The 17942-nt window shown below is 71.8% G+C and carries 16 protein-coding genes; 10 read left to right on the top strand and 6 right to left on the bottom strand.

The features are described from left to right. The first annotated feature begins 86 nt into the window (after window positions 1-86). Complete coding sequence (locus tag AB0K25_RS01835) at window positions 87-314, top strand: hypothetical protein (RefSeq protein ID WP_219465398.1); 228 nt, start codon at window positions 87-89, stop codon at window positions 312-314. A 10-nt stretch (window positions 315-324) separates the two neighbouring features. Here the strand turns inward: AB0K25_RS01835 and AB0K25_RS01830 are convergent, their stop codons facing one another. The 5 genes from AB0K25_RS01830 to dnaA all read right to left on the bottom strand — a co-directional run bounded on the left by AB0K25_RS01830 (window position 325) and on the right by dnaA (window position 6929). After that, window positions 325-852, bottom strand: coding sequence for a DciA family protein (locus tag AB0K25_RS01830; protein WP_219465396.1), 528 nt, complete (start codon window positions 850-852; stop codon window positions 325-327). Window positions 853-1135: 283 nt separating this feature from the next. Then, complete coding sequence (recF, locus tag AB0K25_RS01825) at window positions 1136-2269, bottom strand: DNA replication/repair protein RecF (RefSeq protein WP_219465394.1); 1134 nt, start codon at window positions 2267-2269, stop codon at window positions 1136-1138. Between the two features lie 16 nt (window positions 2270-2285). Beyond that, window positions 2286-3158 (bottom strand): phosphogluconate dehydrogenase (NAD(+)-dependent, decarboxylating), encoded by an 873-nt coding sequence (gene gnd, locus AB0K25_RS01820; protein ID WP_363817806.1) that lies wholly within the window; start codon window positions 3156-3158, stop codon window positions 2286-2288. A gap of 41 nt (window positions 3159-3199) precedes the next feature. Further along, complete coding sequence (gene dnaN / locus AB0K25_RS01815) at window positions 3200-4333, bottom strand: DNA polymerase III subunit beta (RefSeq protein ID WP_363817803.1); 1134 nt, start codon at window positions 4331-4333, stop codon at window positions 3200-3202. A 784-nt stretch (window positions 4334-5117) separates the two neighbouring features. Beyond that, window positions 5118-6929 (bottom strand): chromosomal replication initiator protein DnaA, encoded by a 1812-nt coding sequence (gene dnaA, locus AB0K25_RS01810; RefSeq protein ID WP_357532688.1) that lies wholly within the window; start codon window positions 6927-6929, stop codon window positions 5118-5120. A gap of 633 nt (window positions 6930-7562) precedes the next feature. Between dnaA and rpmH the strand changes: the two genes are divergently transcribed. From rpmH to AB0K25_RS01765, 9 genes are all read left to right on the top strand, one after another. Continuing rightward, the gene (rpmH, locus tag AB0K25_RS01805; protein WP_208565176.1) at window positions 7563-7700 is read left to right on the top strand and encodes a 50S ribosomal protein L34; all 138 of its coding nucleotides are present in this window, start codon (window positions 7563-7565) and stop codon (window positions 7698-7700) included. A gap of 29 nt (window positions 7701-7729) precedes the next feature. Continuing rightward, on the top strand, window positions 7730-8161 hold the full coding sequence (rnpA, locus tag AB0K25_RS01800; RefSeq protein WP_219465390.1) for a ribonuclease P protein component: 432 nt from the start codon (window positions 7730-7732) through the stop codon (window positions 8159-8161). Between the two features lie 44 nt (window positions 8162-8205). Continuing rightward, a complete protein-coding gene (gene yidD, locus AB0K25_RS01795; protein ID WP_204925644.1) occupies window positions 8206-8445 on the top strand; it encodes a membrane protein insertion efficiency factor YidD in 240 nt (79 codons plus the stop codon). Between the two features lie 3 nt (window positions 8446-8448). After that, window positions 8449-9435, top strand: a complete 987-nt coding sequence (yidC, locus tag AB0K25_RS01790; RefSeq protein WP_219465389.1) for a membrane protein insertase YidC — start codon at window positions 8449-8451, stop codon at window positions 9433-9435. A gap of 215 nt (window positions 9436-9650) precedes the next feature. Beyond that, window positions 9651-10229 carry a R3H domain-containing nucleic acid-binding protein gene (locus tag AB0K25_RS01785; protein ID WP_208565172.1) on the top strand — a complete coding sequence of 193 codons (579 nt, stop codon included), beginning with the start codon at window positions 9651-9653 and terminating at the stop codon, window positions 10227-10229. 190 nt (window positions 10230-10419) lie between these two features. Then, window positions 10420-11121, top strand: coding sequence for a 16S rRNA (guanine(527)-N(7))-methyltransferase RsmG (gene rsmG, locus AB0K25_RS01780; protein WP_363818265.1), 702 nt, complete (start codon window positions 10420-10422; stop codon window positions 11119-11121). A gap of 274 nt (window positions 11122-11395) precedes the next feature. Beyond that, the gene (locus AB0K25_RS01775) at window positions 11396-12751 is read left to right on the top strand and encodes an AAA family ATPase (RefSeq protein ID WP_363817797.1); all 1356 of its coding nucleotides are present in this window, start codon (window positions 11396-11398) and stop codon (window positions 12749-12751) included. Between the two features lie 27 nt (window positions 12752-12778). Further along, on the top strand, window positions 12779-13825 hold the full coding sequence (locus tag AB0K25_RS01770; protein WP_219465387.1) for a ParB/RepB/Spo0J family partition protein: 1047 nt from the start codon (window positions 12779-12781) through the stop codon (window positions 13823-13825). A 2107-nt stretch (window positions 13826-15932) separates the two neighbouring features. Continuing rightward, window positions 15933-16823: a hypothetical protein gene (locus AB0K25_RS01765; protein ID WP_363818262.1), complete on the top strand. Its 891-nt coding sequence runs from the start codon at window positions 15933-15935 to the stop codon at window positions 16821-16823. A gap of 121 nt (window positions 16824-16944) precedes the next feature. Here AB0K25_RS01765 and AB0K25_RS01760 read toward each other — a convergent pair whose 3' ends face one another. Further along, complete coding sequence (locus AB0K25_RS01760) at window positions 16945-17940, bottom strand: D-alanine--D-alanine ligase (RefSeq protein ID WP_219470487.1); 996 nt, start codon at window positions 17938-17940, stop codon at window positions 16945-16947. Window positions 17941-17942 lie beyond the last annotated feature (2 nt).

Here is a 17942-nt window from a genome sequence, read left to right as displayed (position 1 = left end):
GCACCTCCTCGTCGCCGTTGCGATGCTACCAACGATTGGTGTACCAATGGTTTGTACACCAATCGTCAGCAGGGGGGTCGGTGCCGATGAGCGAGGACAAGCCGGTGGCGAAGGCCCCGGGCGAGGGCGGTCGACTCCTCGCCTGGGCCTTCAAGAACCTGGCCGGCCCGCCGGAGGTGGCCGGCGCGGTGCAGGGCGGCTCCCGCCAGGCCCGCGACGCCTGGAAAGCCGACCTGGAACGACGCAAGCAGTGGAGCCGCGAGCAGCGGGAACGCAAACGCGCCGAGCGGGAGGCCCGTCGCGCCGAGCGGTGAGGGGTGAGCCTCAGCCGTAGGTGTCGCGCGGCCCCCGACCGCGTACCCGACGCGGCCCCCGTGACCAGGACGGTGCCGCCGGCCCGTGGATGTGCAGCTTGCGCACCACGTTGTGGCCGACCTCCCCGGCGATCCGCTTGAGCAGCGACCCGGCCAGCAAGCGCAGCTGGGTGGCCCACGCCGTCGACCGGGCCTCCACGGTCAACTCGCCGTCCTCCAGCTTGACCGGGCGGCTGTGCTGGGCGATCTCCGCCCCGACGACCTTCTCCCAGGCACCGAAGACGGTCGCCTCGGCGGCCGGTTGCTGCCAGCCGCGCGCCTTCATCAGCCGCTCCAGCACCGCACCAAGCGGTTGCGGGTCACGCGGGTCCGGCCCCGGCCCCGAATAGCCGCGCAGCCGCCGGCCGGCCCCGTCGGCAGCACCGGTGACCCCCGGGCGACGGTTACGGGCCGCCGACTCCCGCCGGGCCTTCGCCGCGTCCAGCACCGCCCGCGCCAGCTCCGGCCCGGTCGCCTGCGCCGCACCCGCCTCCGCCACCCCGGCACCACCGCCCGCCCCGGCGTCGGACGAGCCGGTACCCGACGGTCCAGCGGTGCCCGCACCACCACCGGCCCGTCCACCACCGGCCCCGGTGCGGCCCCGGGAGGCGGCGTCCGCACCCCCACCGGCACCGGCGTCCGCGCCGGTTCCGGCCGAGCGGGCCCGCGCGCCGTCCGCACCCCCACCGGTCCCCCCGGCGGTACGCGCACCGCGTGCCCCGCCCGGGGCGGTGCGCCCCTGGCCGCCGGTCGCCTTCCGGGGCCCGGCGGGTTGCTCCGGCTCAGTCGACACGGCGGACCGTCCCGTCGCCCACCGCGTACCGGGCGCCGCGCAGGGCCACCGGGACGTCGTCGTCCACCGCACAGGTCACCAGCAGCTGACCGGCCCCACCGACCAGTTCGGCCAGCCGTTCCCGGCGACCCGCGTCCAGCTCGGCGAAGACGTCGTCGAGCACCAGCACCGGTTCGATCCCGTCGGCGCGCAGCAGGTCGTACCCGGCCAGCCGCAGGGCCAGCGCGTACGACCAGGACTCGCCGTGGCTGGCGTACCCCTTGGCGGGCAGCGGGCCGAGGGTGAGCACCAGGTCGTCGCGGTGCGGCCCGACCAGGGTGGTGCCCCGTTCGATCTCGGCCGACCGGGACTCCGCCAGCGCGGCGGTCAACGCCTCGGCCAGCACCTGCCGGTCGGTGCCCACCCCGGTCAGCTCCACCGACGGCCGGTACGCGATCCCCGCCGCCCCCGCCCCCGCCGCCACCGCGTCGTACGCCTTCGCCACGTGCGGGGTGAGCGCGGCGACCAGTTCCAGCCGGCCGGCGAGCAACTCGGCCCCGTGCTGCGCCAGGTGGGCGTCCCAGACCGCCAGGGTCGACAGGTCACCGCCGCGCGACCCGCCCGTCTTACGGGCCAGGTACGCCGTGCGGAGCAGGGCGTTGCGCTGCTTGACCACCCGTTCGTAGTCGGCGCGCACCCCCGCGTACCGGGGCTGCCGGAGCACCAGCAGGTCGTCGAGGTAGCGGCGGCGTTCCGCCGGGTCGCCCCGGACGAGTTCCAGGTCCTCCGGGGCGAACAGCACCAGCCGCAACGCGCCGATCACGTCCCGGGCCCGCCGGGCCGGGGAGCGCCCCAGCCGGGCCCGGTTGGCCTTACCGGGGACGATCTCCAGCTCGATCAGGAGTTCCCGGCCGTCGTGCACCACCGCGCAGCGGATCACCGCCGAGGTGGCGCCCAGCCGGACCAGCGGGGCGTCGGTGGCGACCCGGTGCGAGTCCAGGGTCGCCACGTAGCCCAGCGCCTCCGCCAGGTTGGTCTTGCCGACGCCGTTCGCCCCGGTCAGGACGTTCGGCCCCGGCTCCAGGTCGACGCCGACCCGCTCGTACGAGCGGAAGTCGACCAGTTCGAGCCGGCGGACGTACACAGCCTGTGGATGCCGCTCAGCGCTTGTGCACGGCGTGCCCGCCGAACTGCTGGCGCAGCGCGGCGACCGCCTTCATCGCGGGCGAGTCGTCCTGCCGGGAGGAGAACCGGGCGAACAGGGCGGCGGTGATGACGTTCAGCGGGACGGCCAACCGGATCGCCTCGTCGACCGTCCAGCGACCCTCACCGGTGTCGTCGGTGTAGCCGGTCAGGGTGGCCAGGTCCGGGTCCTCGTCCAACGCCCGGTCCAGCAGGTCGAGCAGCCAGGACTGCACGACGGTCCCCTCCCGCCACGACTTGATGATGCCCGGCACGTTCGTCACCATCTCGGCGGCGGACAGCAGCTCGAAACCCTCGGCGTAGGCGTGCATCAGGCCGTACTCGATGCCGTTGTGCACCATCTTGGCGTAGTGGCCGGCACCGACCGGACCGGCGTGCACGAAGCCGTGGTCGCCGGCCGGCTTCAACGCCTCGAAGATCGGCATCAGGTGGTCGACGTGCTCCTGCGCGCCGCCGACCATCAGGGCGTAGCCGTTCACGTTGCCCCAGACACCGCCGGAGACGCCGACGTCGACGTAGCCGATACCGCGGGCGGCCAGCCGTTCGGCCCGGGGGGCGTCGTCGCTGAACCGCGAGTTGCCGCCGTCGATGATGATGTCGCCGTCGCCCAGCACCTCGGCGAGCGCATCGATCGTGGCGTCGGTGACGGCGGCGGGGACCATCACCCAGACCGCGCGGGGCGACTCCAGCTTGTCGGCCAGCTCGGCGAGGCTCGCGACGTCACTGCGGTCGGCGTTGCGGTCGTAGCCGACGATCTCCTGACCGGCGGCGCGCAACCGCTCGCGCATGTTGCCGCCCATCCGGCCGAGTCCTACCAGGCCGAGCTGCATCTGCCCCTACCTCCGTGCGTCTGGGTGGTGCCGGTGCGCGGTCAGCGGGACACGCGGATCGGCATGATGAGGTACCGGTACCCAGGGATGACCTCGCCATCCTCGCCTGCGGGCGAAATCACCGCCGGCTTGAACGCGTCGACGAACCGCAGCAGGGCGTACTGGGCCCCCAGGTTGGCCAGGCCGTCGATCAGGTACTGCGGGTTGAAGCCGATGGTCAACGGTTCGCCGGTGAAGGTGGCCTCCATCGCCTCACTGGCCCGCGCCTCCTCGGTGCCGCCGGCCTCGACCACCAGGCCGTCGCTGCTGAAGCTGAGCAGCACCGGGGTGGTCCGCTCGGCGACCAGGGCGACCCGCTTGACCACCTCGATCAGGGTGCTGACCGGGACCCGTGCCTCGGCGTTGCTGGTGGCCGGGAAGAGCGAGCGGACCGGCGGGTAGTTGGCCCCGTCGAGCAGCCGGCTGGTGGTCCGGCGGGTGCCGCCGGAGAAGCCGATCATGCCCTCGCCGGCGGCGCCCTGGGACAGCGCCATGGTCACCGGGCCGCCGAGCGGGCCGAGCGCCTTCGCGGTGTCGTTCAGGGTGCGGGCGGGCACCAGGGCGTTGATGCTGATCTCCGGGTCGTCCGGGCTCCACTCCATCTCGCGCAGGGCGAGCCGGTAGCGGTCGGTGGCGAGCATCGCCAGGGTGCCACCGGACAGTTCCAGCCGGACGCCGGTCATCATCGGCAGCGTCTCGTCCCGGCCGGCCGCGATGGCCACTTGGGCGACGGCGGCGGCGAACGCGGCGGCCTCGACGGTGCCCGCGCTCTCCGGCATCTCCGGCAGGGCGGGGTAGTCCTCCACCGGCATGGTCGGCAGGGTGAACCGGGCGCTGCCACAGACCAGCTCCAGGTGGGCACCGACGGCGGCGATGTCGACCGGCTTGGCCGGGAGCGCCTTGGTGATCTCGGCGAGCAGCCGGCCGGAGACCAGGGCGGCGCCGTCGGCGTCCCCCTGCACCTCGACGGTCACCTGGCTGGAGACCTCGTAGTCGAAGCCGGAGACCTGGAGGTTGCCGTCGGTGACCCGCAGCATCACCCCGGCGAGCACCGGTACGGACGGCCGGCTGGGCAGGCTCTTCGCGGTCCACGCCACCGCTTCGGCGAGCGCGTCGCGCTCCACTCGGAACTTCATCAATGCCTCCGCGTCGACGTCAGCGACAACTCTCTCATGCCGACCGCTGCCCACCGCCCCGCCCGACCGTGCGGGTACCCATCGCACCTTAGGGCGCGTGGGCATCGGCTGTGCGCCCGACCCCGTGCTTCCGGTGCCGGGGCGACTGCCGACGGCAGTGCTGCGGCCCGATCCACAGGAAGTCCAACGGTGATGATTGGTTTTTGATTCTTTAGAAGAGATAACTCATCGTCTTCATCGCACCTGTGCAAACTGTGGGTAACTCGCGTCGTCGCAGGTCAGACCCGTTATCCACCGGTGGGTTCGCTGTGGAGAACCGGGGGGAAAACCCGGTCGGTCGTCCACAGGCACCGGATGTCCCCACCGTTGTCCACCGTCGTCCACCGGTTGTCCACCGGTTATCCACCGGGTTTACCCCCAGTGCTGTGGACGACGGCGTCGGCCCGGAGCCGGCCCGTCCCCAGAACCTTCAACAGGTTGCCCACAGGCCCACCGTCGGCTGTGGAGGACGACCCGGTTGTCCCCAGCCGTCCACAGCACCGTCCCCAGGGTTTATCCACAGTCTGTGGGTAACCGGCTCGGGACGGAGCGTGGTTATCCACCGGTTGTGGAACAGGGGGTGTGGACAACCGGGCCGTCCTGTGGACGAAGGTGACGACTCATCCACAGGACGCGCCCCGGCGACCCGGGGCGGACGGGACCACCGGGGCCGTGCGCCGACACGAAGACGCCCGGCCGAGATGCTCGGCCGGGCGTCGACGACGGGTGGAAAGTGGCGTACGTCTCAGGTGTTCTGCTTGATCCGGTTGGTCAGCTCGGCGATCTGGTTGTAGAGCGAGCGCCGCTCCGCCATCTGCTGGCGGATCTTCCGGTCGGCGTGCATGACGGTGGTGTGGTCCCGGCCGCCGAACGCCTGCCCGATCCGGGGCAGTGAGAGGTCGGTCAGCTCCCGACACAGGTACATGGCCACCTGACGGGCGTTGACCAGCACCCGGGAGCGTGAATGCCCGCGCAGGTCCTCCAGGCTCACCCCGAAGTACTCCGAGGTGGAAACCATGATCTGGTCGGCGGTGATCTCCGGGCCGGCGCCGTCGGGGATGAAGTCCCGCAGCACCTCCTCGGCCAACGACAGCTCGACGGTGGACCGGGTGAGGCTGGCGAACGCGGTGACCCGGATCAGCGCCCCCTCCAGTTCCCGGATCGAGTTCGACACCCGGGAGGCGATGAACTCCAGCACGTCCGGCGGGGCGTACAGCCGCTCCTGGGCGGCCTTCTTCTGCAGGATCGCGATCCGGGTCTCCAGGTCGGGCGGCTGGATGTCGGCGAGCAGCCCCCACTCGAACCGGGTCCGCAGCCGGTCCTCCAACGTCGCCAGCTGCTTCGGCGAACGGTCGGAGGTGATCACGATCTGCTTGTTGGCGTTGTGCAGGGTGTTGAAGGTGTGGAAGAACTCCTCCTGGGTCCGCTCACGGTTCTCCAGGAACTGGATGTCGTCGATCAGCAGGATGTCGACGTCGCGGTAGCGGCGCTGGAACGCACTGGTCTTGTCGTCCCGCAGGGAGTTGATGAAGTCGTTGGTGAACTCCTCGGTCGAGACGTACCGGACCGAGCGGGCGTTGCCGAGCGTCTGGGCGTAGTGCCCGATCGCGTGCAGCAGGTGCGTCTTGCCCAGCCCCGAGCTGCCGTAGATGAACAGCGGGTTGTACGCCTTGGCCGGTGACTCGGCCACCGCGACGCTCGCCGCGTGGGCGAACCGGTTGGACGAGCCGATGACGAACGTCTCGAACATGTACTTCGGGTTGAGCCGGTTGCCGCTGCCCTCCGTACCGCCGGGGCGTCGGTCACCGCCACCGGGTCGGTGGTCGGTGCCGGCCCGACCGGGCCCGCTGTCGGTGACGCCGTCGCGGGCCGGGCCGCGCGGACCCTGCTGGTCACGCGGCGGCCGCCCCTGGTCCCGGTAGGCGGGCTCGTAGCCGCGCGGGTCGGTGTCGGGCTCGGCGCGGTGACGTTCCTCGAAACCGCGCCGCTCGGGGGCGGGGCGGTCCATCCGCGCCGGTTCGGCGAAGCCGACGCCGAACAGCGTGTCCTGACCACCGTCGCGGCTGGCCGGAACCCGGGCCGGGCGGTGGCCGTCCGGCTCCGGTTGCCCGGCGGGCGACCGGACCCCGGGCTGCTCCGGCGGTGGCCCGGCCTCCCGGGGGTACGACGGTTCGGGTTCGTCGTAGGCCGACGGCCGGAACCCCGGATAGTCGTCCACGGCCGGACCGGGCTCCGCCACGACGGCGGCCTCCGGTCCGCTGCGGTAGACGGTGCCGGCGGGCCGTCCGGCGGCGTCCTCGGCGATCCGCACGGTCACCGCGACCTGTATCGGCCGGCCCAGCCGTCGGGTGAGCGCCTCGGTGATGGCCGGTCGCAGCCGCGACTCGATGACGTCCCGGGTGAAGGCGTCCGGCACGGAGAGCAGCGCGGTGTCCTCGACGATCGCCCGCAACCGGGTCAGCCTGAGGTAGGCCCGCTGCTGGGCGGAGATGATCTCGTCGGCGAGTTCGTCCGTCGCCGCGGTCCACACCGCGGCAAGGTCGATCGTTCCGGCCACCGTCGTGCCACCCCCTCGCCTCTGCTCCCGACCGCCGCTGTGGTCCAGCGGTTGTGCCGGGCCCGCCACCGCGTTCGCGGGTGGTACCGCTCACCCACCGGACGGCTGACCGGCCGGCATCCACAAGTTATCCACAGCCTGTGTGTACCGACCGATTGTGGCCGCCCGCCGGGCGCGGGTCGGACCTGCCCCCCTGTCGGGGAGGGCGTTTGAAGCGGGTTCACCGTGCCGAACGATTCACTGCCGGGTCCGGTCTTGCCCTCCGACCACAACCCGGAACCGAAGCTGACCGCAAACGCGCACGGTAACAGCGACGACGGGCCGCCATCAACCGCCGCCACCCCGACCGCCGCTCCCACCCCGGGCGGGACACCCGCTCGACAGGACACCGGACCAGCGGATCGCCGGTCCGGGTGGTTTGACGGTCATTGCCCCCCTGCGTAGGCTGGAGGGGCTGCTCTGTCGCCCTCTGCTAGGGTGATGGGTGCTCGCTGTCCGTGGTCGTCGCCCCGCATCGCCGAGGTTCCGCGCCGCCGGGCAGCACCGATCGGAGGCCACCACCGAGGTGGTCTGGTCCACCAAACGACCCCGGGCGAACCCGCGCCGGGGACGTACGAAAACGGAGAGCCTGACGTGAGCAAGCGCACCTACCAGCCGAACAACCGCCGGCGCGCGAAGACCCACGGCTTCCGGCTGCGCATGCGCACCCGTGCCGGCCGCGCCATTCTGTCGACCCGCCGTGCCAAGGGCCGTAACCGCCTGTCGGCCTGAGGCCGACCGGTCCGGGGACGTGGACAGTCGTGCTGACGGCCGCACAGCGCCTGCGGCGTAGCAGCGACTTCGCCGCAGCCGTCCGTGGTGGTCGACGCGTCGGGCGTGGTGCCGTCGTCGTCCACCTGACACTGCCGGTGGCCTCCACATCCGCCGCGACCACACCCCTCGGGACAACCTCGCCGGAGCCGGCGCGGAGCACCGACCCGGAGCTGATCTCCGGATCGAGCCGCGCCGGCTTCGTCGTGTCCAAAGCCGTCGGGCCCGCCGTGGTCCGCAACAAGGTTCGCCGCCGGCTGCGGCACCTGGTCCGTGAGCGGCTGGACGCGCTACCGGCCGGCAGCACCCTGGTGGTACGCGCCCTGCCCCCCGCCGCCGGCACGCCGTATGCCCGGCTCGGCAGCGACCTGGACGCGGCGATCGCCGCCGCCCGGACGCCTCGGGCGCGGCGGTCGCGGTGAGCAACGGACCCGCCGTGTCGGCACGCCGGAGCATGGGTGCCCGGATGCTCAGTGGTCCCATCATCGCGTACCGTCGTTGGATAAGCCCGGCGTTGCCGGCCCGCTGCCGGTTCTACCCGTCGTGCAGTGCCTACGCCCTGGAGGCGGTGACCCGTCACGGCGCGCTCCGGGGGGCCGGCCTGACGGTCCGGCGGCTGTCGCGCTGCCACCCTTTCCACCCTGGTGGACACGACCCGGTTCCGGAGCCGGGCCGCCGCCGACGCGCCGACGTGACTGGAGTCTGAGAATTGAGTCTCGACTGGATCTACTACGCGATCTCGTGGATCCTGCTGACCTGGCACTCGGCGTGGGACGCCATCGGGGTGCCGGTCCGCACGGTGCTCGGCACGAACTGGTCGTGGATTCTCGCCATCGTCTTCCTGGTGGTCACCGTCCGGGTGATCCTCTTCCCGGTCTTCGTCAAGCAGATCAAGTCCCAGCGGGCGATGCAGGCGCTCCAGCCGAAGGTCAAGGAGCTCCAGGAGAAGCACAAGGGTGACCGGGAGACGCTCCAGAAGGAGATGATGGAGCTCTATCGGAAGGAAAAGGCCAACCCGCTGATGGGCTGCCTTCCGATGTTCCTCCAGATCCCGGTCTTCCTGGGTCTCTTCCACGTGCTGCGCCGGCTCGACCCGGCCAAGGAGGCCAAGAGCCTCTACGGCTGGACCGCCGAGCAGTTCGACAGCGCCTCCAGCGCCACGATCTTCACCGCCCCGATCGCCGGCAAGTTCGGCTCCACCGCCGACGAGCTGGCCCGGCTCGGTGCCAACGGCACCACCGTGAAGGTGATCGCCGGCATCCTGGTCCTGGTCATGATGGGCACCACCTACCTGACCAGCCGTCAGATGATCCTCAAGACCGGCTGGGCGGAGGACCCGCAGCAGCGGATGATCCAGCGGCTGATGCTCTACGGCATCCCGCTCTCCCTGCTCGTCTCCGGCTCGATCTTCCCGATCGGCGTGATCATCTACTGGGTCACCAACAACCTGTTCACCCTCGGCCAGCAGCAGTGGGTGCTCCGCAAGTTCCCGCCGCTGGTGACCAACAAGGGGGTCACCGGCAACAAGGCGACCAGCTCCGGTCCGGTGCAGCCGGCCAAGACCGGCGGTTTCCTCAACCGGAACAAGCCGGTCGCGCAGGCGCCCGCCAAGCCGGCCGCGCCGAAGGTCGCCGGGCCGAAGCCGGGTGCCAAGCCGGCCAACCCCAAGAAGGGCCCGGCCAAGCGCCAGGGCTGAGCCACCGGGCCGCCGTCGGGACGACCGACGGCGGCTCTCCGGCACCGCGCAGCCGCCTCACGGTCGGCGCCGGACCGGGACCGCCGCGCCTTGCGCGGTTGCGGGCGAGACCGCCCGTACCAGACGTGCCCGTGACCGAACCGGCCTCTTTCCGCCGGTCGCCCGGGAGACCAGCGGACCCGACGGTCCGGCCGAGCTAGTACGGAGATGACACCGTGACCGACACCAGCATCCCCAGCGCGGACGCCTCGCTCGACGAGGAGACCGTCCCGACCGCCGCTACCGGTGAGGGTGAGCCCGCCGACGGCGGCAAGGAGAAGAAGTCAGCCGGCGAGGGCGAGCTGTTCGCCCAGAGCGAGATCGCCGCCGACTACATCGAGGGGCTGCTCGACATCCTCGACTACGACGGCGACATCGACGAGCTGGTCTCCGGTGGTCGTCCGGTCGTCGAGGTGGTCGGTGGCCGGTTGCAGAACCTGGTCGGCCAACGCGGCGCCACCCTGGAGGCACTCCAGGAGCTGGCCCGACTGGCTGTGTTCCGCCAGACCGGCTCGCCGAGTCGGCTCCTGCTCGACGTGGGCGGCTACCGGGCCACCCGGCGCAAGGAACTCGCCGCCGTCGCCAAGAACGCGGTGGAAAAGGTCAAGGAGCACGGCGAGCCGGTGCGGCTTGAGCCGATGTCGGCCTTCGAGCGCAAGTGCGTGCACGACGTGGTCAACGCGATGAGCGGGGTGGAGAGCGAGTCCGAGGGTGTCGAGCCGACCCGGCGCATCGTCGTCCGGCCGGCGGACTGAACTGGTGACGCCCGACGACCTCACGACGGATGCCGGTCCCGGCCCGGGTGGCACGCCGCCCGGGCCGCCGTCCGAGCCTTCCGCCCCGTCCGCCCCGTCCGCCCCGTCCGCCCCGTCCGCCCCGTCCGCCCCGTCCGCCCCGTCTGCCCCGTCTGCCCCGTCTGCCCAGGACGCCACCCTCCCGGCCGAGCTGGCCGCCGCCGCGACGGCGCTCTTCGGTGACCGGCTCGACCTGGCCGCCGGGTACGCCGAGCTGCTCGCCACCGACGGTGTGGTGCGTGGTCTGATCGGCCCCCGGGAGGCACCCCGGATCTGGGACCGGCACCTGCTCAACTGCGCCGCCGTCGCCGAGCGCATCCCCGAGGGTGCCAGCGTGATCGACGTCGGCTCCGGAGCCGGGCTGCCCGGGCTGGTGCTGGCGATCGCCCGTCCCGACCTGAACGTCGTCCTGGTCGAGCCGCTGGCCCGGCGTACCTCGTTCCTCGTCGAGACGGTGGAGCGGCTCGGGCTGGCCAGGATGGTCCGGGTGTTCCGGGGCCGGGCCGACGAGGCAGCCACCGGGGCGTCCGGCGTCGGCCCGTTCACCGCCGACGTGGTGACCGCCCGCGCGGTGGCACCGTTGGACCGCCTCGCCACCTGGAGCCTGCCGCTGGTGGTTCGCGGCGGCCGGCTACTCGCCCTCAAGGGGTCGTCCGCGCTGGACGAGATCGCCGAGCATGCCGAGGCCGTGGCGAAGCTGGGCGGCGGCGAGCCGGCGGTGCAGCTGTGCGGCACCGGCCTCCTCGATCCGCCGACCACCGTGGTGGAGATCGTGCGGGAGCGGGTCGTCCGACCACCGGGGGCCAAGGTGGCCTCGAAGCGCGCTCGCGGTGGCCGCAAGCGCGCCCGCTGAGTCCTGTCTGTCGCCGCGGATCGGTGCCCGCTGCCCCCGGGTGCCCGGTGCGGTGGCACCGATCCGCGGCGGACGCGGTGCCACCGGAGAACGAAGATGGACCCGCCGCGCCCGTCCCCCGTAGGCTGACCGCGCGTCGATAGTGTGGGGCGGGTGGATGTCGGGCGCACCGGGTCCCGATCGCCCCCGCCGGGCCGTACGCTCCGCGGTGCGAGCGCGTACGGCAAGCGAGACGGGGTGCGGACCGACCATCCGGAGCGGGTAGGGATGACAGGTGCATGACGACGGCAGGTACGACGATCCACGGGTGAACCGTCCCGACGGATCGGGCTCGGACGCGGGCCCTGTTTCACGTGAAACCGACCATCAGGACCGGACTGCCGGTGGGCAGCAGGCGATCCATCCGCCGGAGCGCACTCCCGGATCGCGGCGTGAGCCTCCGGTGGTGGGTGCGGCACGCCCGGCTCCCGAGTCGTACGTTCCGCCGCCTACCGCCCGATCCGGCTCCGACGGCGGTCCCACCCGTGCTCCCGATGGCCGGGCAGCACCCTCGGCACGACGTAACGCGGGGGCGTCGTCGCGGTTCACGGCTCCGCTGCACGGCAATACACCATCGGTGCCCACCCAACCCCACCCCGACGCGGTGCCCGACGCGACGCCTGCCCTCGACATTCCTGGGCTCGTCCCCGGGCCCGTCGCCGTGGGTTCGGCGGACGCCGCGTACGTTTCACGTGAAACCCCGACGCGCGAAGAGGATGACCCACCGTTGGCTATGGAGGCGATGCGCGCCGTGCAGATCCTTAATCCGAGTGGCGAGGTGACCATGCCCCGTCCTGAGCGGACCCGGGTGATGTGCGTTGCCAATCAGAAGGGCGGCGTGGGCAAGACCACGACCACGGTGAACCTGGCGGTGGCGCTGGCCCTGCACGGCAACCGGGTGCTGGTGGTCGACCTCGACCCGCAGGGCAACGCTTCCACCGGGTTGAACGTCCCGCACCACACCGGGGTGCCGGACGTCTATGACTGCCTGATCGACAGCGTGCCGCTGGCGGAGGTGGCCCAGGAGGTCGAGGGCATCCCCAACCTGTGGTGCGTGCCGGCGACCATCGACCTGGCCGGCGCCGAGATCGAACTGGTCTCCGTGGTCGCCCGGGAGTCCAGGCTCAACCGGGCCATCGAGGCGTACCCGGGGCACTTCGACTACGTCTTCATCGACTGCCCACCCTCCCTCGGGCTGCTGACGGTCAACGCCCTGGTGGCCGCGCAGGAGGTGCTGATCCCGATCCAGTGCGAGTACTACGCGCTGGAGGGGCTGAACCAGTTGATAAACAACATCAACCTGGTTCGCCAGCACCTCAACCCGAAGCTGGAGGTCTCCACGATCCTGCTCACCATGTACGACCGCCGTACCCGGCTGGCCGACGCGGTGGAGCAGGACGTCCGGAACCACTTCGGCGACAAGGTCCTCCAGGCCGTCATCCCCCGCAACGTGCGGGTGTCGGAGGCCCCGAGCTATGGGCAGTCCGTGATGACCTACGATCCCGGATCGCGGGGAGCCACGAGTTACTTCGAGGCTGCCCAGGAAATCGCCGAGCGCGGTGCCAAGGAGCCGGTGAGCCGGAATGCGTAGTGCGGACGAGTCGCTGGGAGGCGTCGTATGAAGAACCGTCCCCGGGGCGGTCTGGGTAGAGGGCTCGGTGCGCTGATCCCGACCGGGCCGGTGCAGGAGAGCACGACCACGGCGACCCTGCCCGTGGAGGTCGACCCGGCGCGGCCGGCGACCGAGACGTCCACCGATCCGGTGGCCTTGGACGTGACGATGCCCGCGCCGGTGGCCCTCGCACCGCCACCCGACGAGCCGCAACTCAGCCCGGTGCCCGGTGCGCGCTTCGCCGAAATCTCCGTCGACGCGATCGTGCCGAACCCCAAGCAACCCCGGCACGTCTTCGACGAGGAGGCGCTGGAAGAACTCAAGACCTCCATCCAGGAGGTCGGCTTCCTCCAGCCCATCGTGGTCCGGCAGCTGGACAGCGAGAAGTACGAACTCGTCATGGGTGAACGGCGCTGGCGTGCCGCCCAGGCGGTCGGTCGGGAGAGCATTCCCGCGATCGTCCGGGAGACGAAGGACGACGCCATGCTCCGGGACGCGCTCCTGGAGAACATCCACCGGGCCAACCTCAACCCGTTGGAAGAGGCTGCGGCCTACCAGCAGTTGCTGGAGGAGTTCGGCGCGACCCACGAGGAGTTGGCCCGGCGGATCGGGCGGAGCCGGCCACAGATCTCGAACACGATCCGGCTGCTGAATCTTCCCCCGCAGGTGCAGCGCCGGGTGGCGGCCGGTGTGTTGTCGGCCGGCCACGCCCGCGCGCTGCTCAGCCTCGACGAGGCCGAGGCGCAGGAGCAGTTGGCCCTGCGGATCGTCGCCGAAGGGCTCTCGGTCCGGGCTACCGAGGAAATCGTGGCACTGACGCTCAGCGACGGCCCCGCGAAGACCCCGGCAGCCAAGCGCCGGTCCAAGGCGCACGCCCCGGCGTTGACCGATCTGGCCGACCGGCTCTCCGACCGGTTCGACACCCGGGTGAAGGTGGACATCGGTCGGAGCAAGGGAAAGATCACGATCGAGTTCGCCACGGTGGACGACCTGGAGCGGATCGTCGGCATCATCGGGGTCGGCGAGGAAGGCCAATCCGAGCCCGAGGACTGATCCGTTTCCCGCCGTTCCCCGGCCGCGTACCCGAGACGGGTACGCGGCCGTTCTGGTGGTGCTGCCCTGCCGCCAGTATGGGCGGTGGACCTGCTGCACTCAGCAGAGCACGTCCACGCCGGGCCCTCGCCCTTTCACCACCCGACTCCGAGGCGTGGCTTCCCGCCCGGCGGCCGTTCTGCTCGGGGTCGGCGGGTTTCTCCCCTGCGGGTCGACATTTCCTCGGGTGCCGCCATCGAGCCGAGCGTCGCCCCCGTTTCACGTGAAACGCAGGAGCGCAGAGTGGACCGCAGGCCAGTCGCGTCCCACCCGCCGACCGCGTGCGGAACCGCCCACCAGTCGACCGGTCGGCCGGGAACTGCCCACCAAGGCGACCGGTCGGCCGGGAACCGTCCACCAAGGCGACCGGTCGGCCGGGAACCGCACGCCCGACCGCGCGCGCCGGCGGGAACCGACCGCGCGCCGGCGGTCGCGGACCACCTGGCATCCGAGGCTTCGCGGAGTAGCCGCCGTCCGCGGAGCGGTCTGCTGATCCGCCCGGCGGCTGCCGTGATGGGTGGACCGGATCGCTCAGGACGCCGGAGACGACTGGAAAGGTGACGCCCCGTCCTGGTGGTACCCGAGATGCTCACGTGACGGCTCAGTCGATCTGAGGGCCTCGGCCCGCTGCGCGAAGCGGAGCCACGGCCGCGCGCTGGGGAGCGAGGCCGACTGTCGTCCTGGGGGCGGTCCGTGCCGTGGGATTTTCGGGCGTGACGGGCACGGCTGCGGGTCGGGCATCGACCATGGTCGCCTCCGGCCATGGACGGGTCGCGCGACCCCCGCCCGCCGGCCTTCCGGCCCCTCCGCCTTCCGGCCCCTTGGCCCCTTGGCCCCTCCCGCACTCCAGCCCCCGACCCTCGGCCCTCCGCCTCAGGCCCTCCGCCCCAGGCCCTCCGGGCCCCAGCCCCCGGGCCGTCCGCCCTCGGCGGGAGATGCTGCTGTCGGCCTCCGGGACGCCACTACCGAAACGACGTTGTTCCACGTGGAACAACGACCTCGATCAGGTTTCACGTGGAACATGCCCGTGCGGTTGCGATCCAACTTCCACCCCGCCGAACCTTCCGTCCGATGGCGGCGGCGGGCGGTACCGGCGGGGAGGCGTCGGAGCTGCCCACTCAGCAGTCGGCACTGCGCCGGTTTCACGTGAAACCGGCCTGCCGCTCCACCGGCGATCGCACCAGGTGCCCGGGGCGGGGTTCGCCGTTCCACACGAAGCCGGACTCGCGTGCGTAGCCATGGAGTCGGCTCCGGCGGCGCAGGTAGCAGCGAATGGTGATCTCAGCGGGCGATCGCGGTGGTCGGTGGTCGGGAGCGAGCAGCGCCATGGCGTCGACGAGGGCATGGGTCTCCCGTATCCCTTGTGATCGAGTGGGCCTCTCCATGGGGCGTCCAGGAGGTGGAGAGTGCCCTCAGGGGATGAGGAGGAGTTGGCGACAGGAGCACGGCCGGTGCTCTGGCGCTCCCCCACGGGACCGATCGGATGGCCGAGAGGACCGGTGTCCGGGCTAAAAGCCCGGAGCTGCCGACAGCTACAGCCGCCCTTCGATCGTTGAACGAGTCGAGCACGCCATCCCTGTGAACAGTGCTGTGGACGAACGCCAAAGTTATCCACAGAAGTTTTCCACAGGCACTACCCGTTTCACGTGAAACAGCGCGTCAGAGCCATCCCCAGCCTGTGGATGACGGGGTGTGGTGGTGATCTCATCAGCCTGTGGACAACCCACCTGTCGCCCCCTCCGCGCCCCGGTGTCAGCCGCTTCGATCGGCCGAAATCCCGTCATGATCAGCGGCGTTCGGGGTAGGGACAGCGGTGCCGGTCTCGGTTAGGGTCAGCGTCGTGCACGACACCCCTGCCTCCCCAGTTCCGGACTTCACCCAGTGGCCGTCGTTTCCCTTCGAGGGTGAGCTGCGCGTCAAGCACCTCGACGAACCGGTGGCGGTCGAGCCTCCCCGTAAGGGCGAAGGGCTCCGGGAGTGCATCGCCTGCAAAGCACCCGACGACGCGTACATCTGGGTGGGTGAGCGGTGGCGGGTGCGGGCCATGGACCGTCCGACCGGCCTGCCCATGGTGCTGATCCTTGAGTCGCGCTCGCATCTCGACCTGGGCGACCTGCCCAATCTGCTCGCTGCCGAACTCGGGGTGATGACCGTCCGACTGGAACGCGCCATCCGCTCGCTGGACGGCGTCGCCCGGGTGCATGTGAACCGGTGGGGTGACGGGTCCGCCCACCTGCACATGTGGTTCCTGGCCCGTCCGTACGGCCGACTCCAGCTGCGTGGCACCTTCCTGTCGCTCTGGGACTCGATCCTGCCGCCCATCTCCGAATCCCAGTGGCGGGAAAACCTCGCACATGTCGCGGCCTGGCTCGCCGAGTTCGGCGGCCGGCCCCTCGCCGAGCCGCCGCGGATCCAGTGGCAGACGCCCTCCAGCATCGCCGCGCAGTCGTCGGCCGAGGCAGCCGCGGCTGCGGCTGCGGGAGACGCCGTCTCCGTGATCGAGTCGGAGGAGGAGATCCCTCTCCCGGTCCCGACGGAAGGCTCGACCGGGGCCGAAGCTGAGACCGGAATCAACACCGAGACCTCGTCGGTGGAGAGTGCGACCGCGTCGGCCCCGGAGCGGACCGGGCCCGACAGCGCGGCCCTCGTCCTCGATCCGCGCAGCACCCAGGACGCCGAAAGCAGGGAAACCCGCACCGTCGGCGCTGACGACGACGGCACCGCTGACGGTGCCGGTCCGGGACGGGCCAACACGGCTGCCCGTCCCGATCCGGAGGGCACGGCCGACCGGGCTGCCGCCGCAACCGGCACCGGCCCGGGTGGCAGCGGAACGGACCGGCCCGGTACCGGGCCCGGAAACACCGACACGGTCGCGTCGGAGGCCGAAGGCACGGCAGTCGACGGTACGGACGGGACCGGCGCCGTCAGCGCGGCGAAGCCCACTACGGGCCCGGCGTGACTGTCGCGTCAGACCCCGACCGGCGCTGACCCGGCCGCACGGGGACCACCCCGACCCGCAGGGCTACCGACCCCTGTCCGGGCAACCCGACGGCAGGAAAGCCCGACGGCGCGGGCGCGGATCAGGGGCGGCGGCGGGCTGCCGTTCGGCCGACCAGTGTGCCGAGGACCTGACCGAAGTCCAGCCCGGCCGCCTGGATCGCCAACGGCAGCAGCGACGTCTCCGTCATGCCGGGCGACACGTTGACCTCCAGCACGTGGGGTCGGCCGTCCCCGTCGACGATTAGGTCGACCCGGGAGAGGTCGCGCAGCCCGAGCGCGGTGTGGGCGGCCAACGCCACCTCGGCCACCGCGCCGGCCACCGCCGGGTCGAGGCGGGCCGGTGCGTGCCAGGTGGTCCGGCCGGCGGTGTAGCGGGCGGCGTAGTCGTACACGCCGTTGCGGGGCACGATCTCCACCGGCGGTAGCGCCTGTGGCCCGTCGCCCAGGTCGAGCACCGACACCGCCACGTCCATGCCGGGCACGTACCGCTCGACCAGTGCCGTCGAGTCGTACGCGAAGCAACCGACCATCGCGGCCGGGAGGGCGGCGGTATCCCGCACCACGGCGGCACCCAGGCCCGAGCCGCCCTGCGTGGGCTTGACCATCAGCGGCAACCCCAACCGTTGCACGATGCGGTCGAGCACGGCCACCGCGCCCAGCTCGGAGAAACGGTCGTGCGGCAGGGCCACCCAGTCGGGGGTGGGGATGCCGTTCTCCCGCAGCACCGCCTTGGCTGACGGTTTGTCCCAGGCCAGCCGGGCGGCCCGCGCGTCACAGCCGACGTAGGGCACGTCGCACAGGTCGAGCACCCCACGTAGCGAGCCGTCCTCGCCGGTCGCACCGTGCAGGGCGATCACCACGGCGTCCGGCGGGTCGGCGGCCAGCGCGGGCAGCAGTGCCACGTCGGCGTCCCGTAGCTCCGCCTCCACCCCGGCGCTGCGCAGCGCGTCGAGGACCCGCCGGCCGGACCGCAGGGAGACGTCCCGCTCGTACGACAGGCCACCGGCCAGCACCAGGATGTGCAGGTCGGCGGCGGAGCCGGTGGTCGCAGGAACTGCGGCGGCGGAATCGGTCACGA

Origin of the sequence: Micromonospora sp. NPDC049257 (assembly GCF_040678915.1) — a bacterium.
GTDB lineage: Bacteria > Actinomycetota > Actinomycetes > Mycobacteriales > Micromonosporaceae > Micromonospora > Micromonospora antibiotica.
Note: the sequence above shows the minus strand (reverse complement) of the source record. Positions and strands in the feature narration are given on the sequence as shown.

What these genes read in the sequence shown, in the direction of transcription:
- yidD (WP_204925644.1), top strand. Translation starts at nt 8,206, where the DNA reads ATGCTCAGTGGTCCCATCATCGCGTACCGTCGTTGGATAAGCCCGGCG.
- gnd (WP_363817806.1), bottom strand. Translation starts at nt 3,158, where the DNA reads ATGCAGCTCGGCCTGGTAGGACTCGGCCGGATGGGCGGCAACATGCGC.
- dnaN (WP_363817803.1), bottom strand. Translation starts at nt 4,333, where the DNA reads ATGAAGTTCCGAGTGGAGCGCGACGCGCTCGCCGAAGCGGTGGCGTGG.
- AB0K25_RS01765 (WP_363818262.1), top strand. Translation starts at nt 15,933, where the DNA reads ATGGTGCTGATCCTTGAGTCGCGCTCGCATCTCGACCTGGGCGACCTG.
- AB0K25_RS01835 (WP_219465398.1), top strand. Translation starts at nt 87, where the DNA reads ATGAGCGAGGACAAGCCGGTGGCGAAGGCCCCGGGCGAGGGCGGTCGA.
- AB0K25_RS01770 (WP_219465387.1), top strand. Translation starts at nt 12,779, where the DNA reads ATGAAGAACCGTCCCCGGGGCGGTCTGGGTAGAGGGCTCGGTGCGCTG.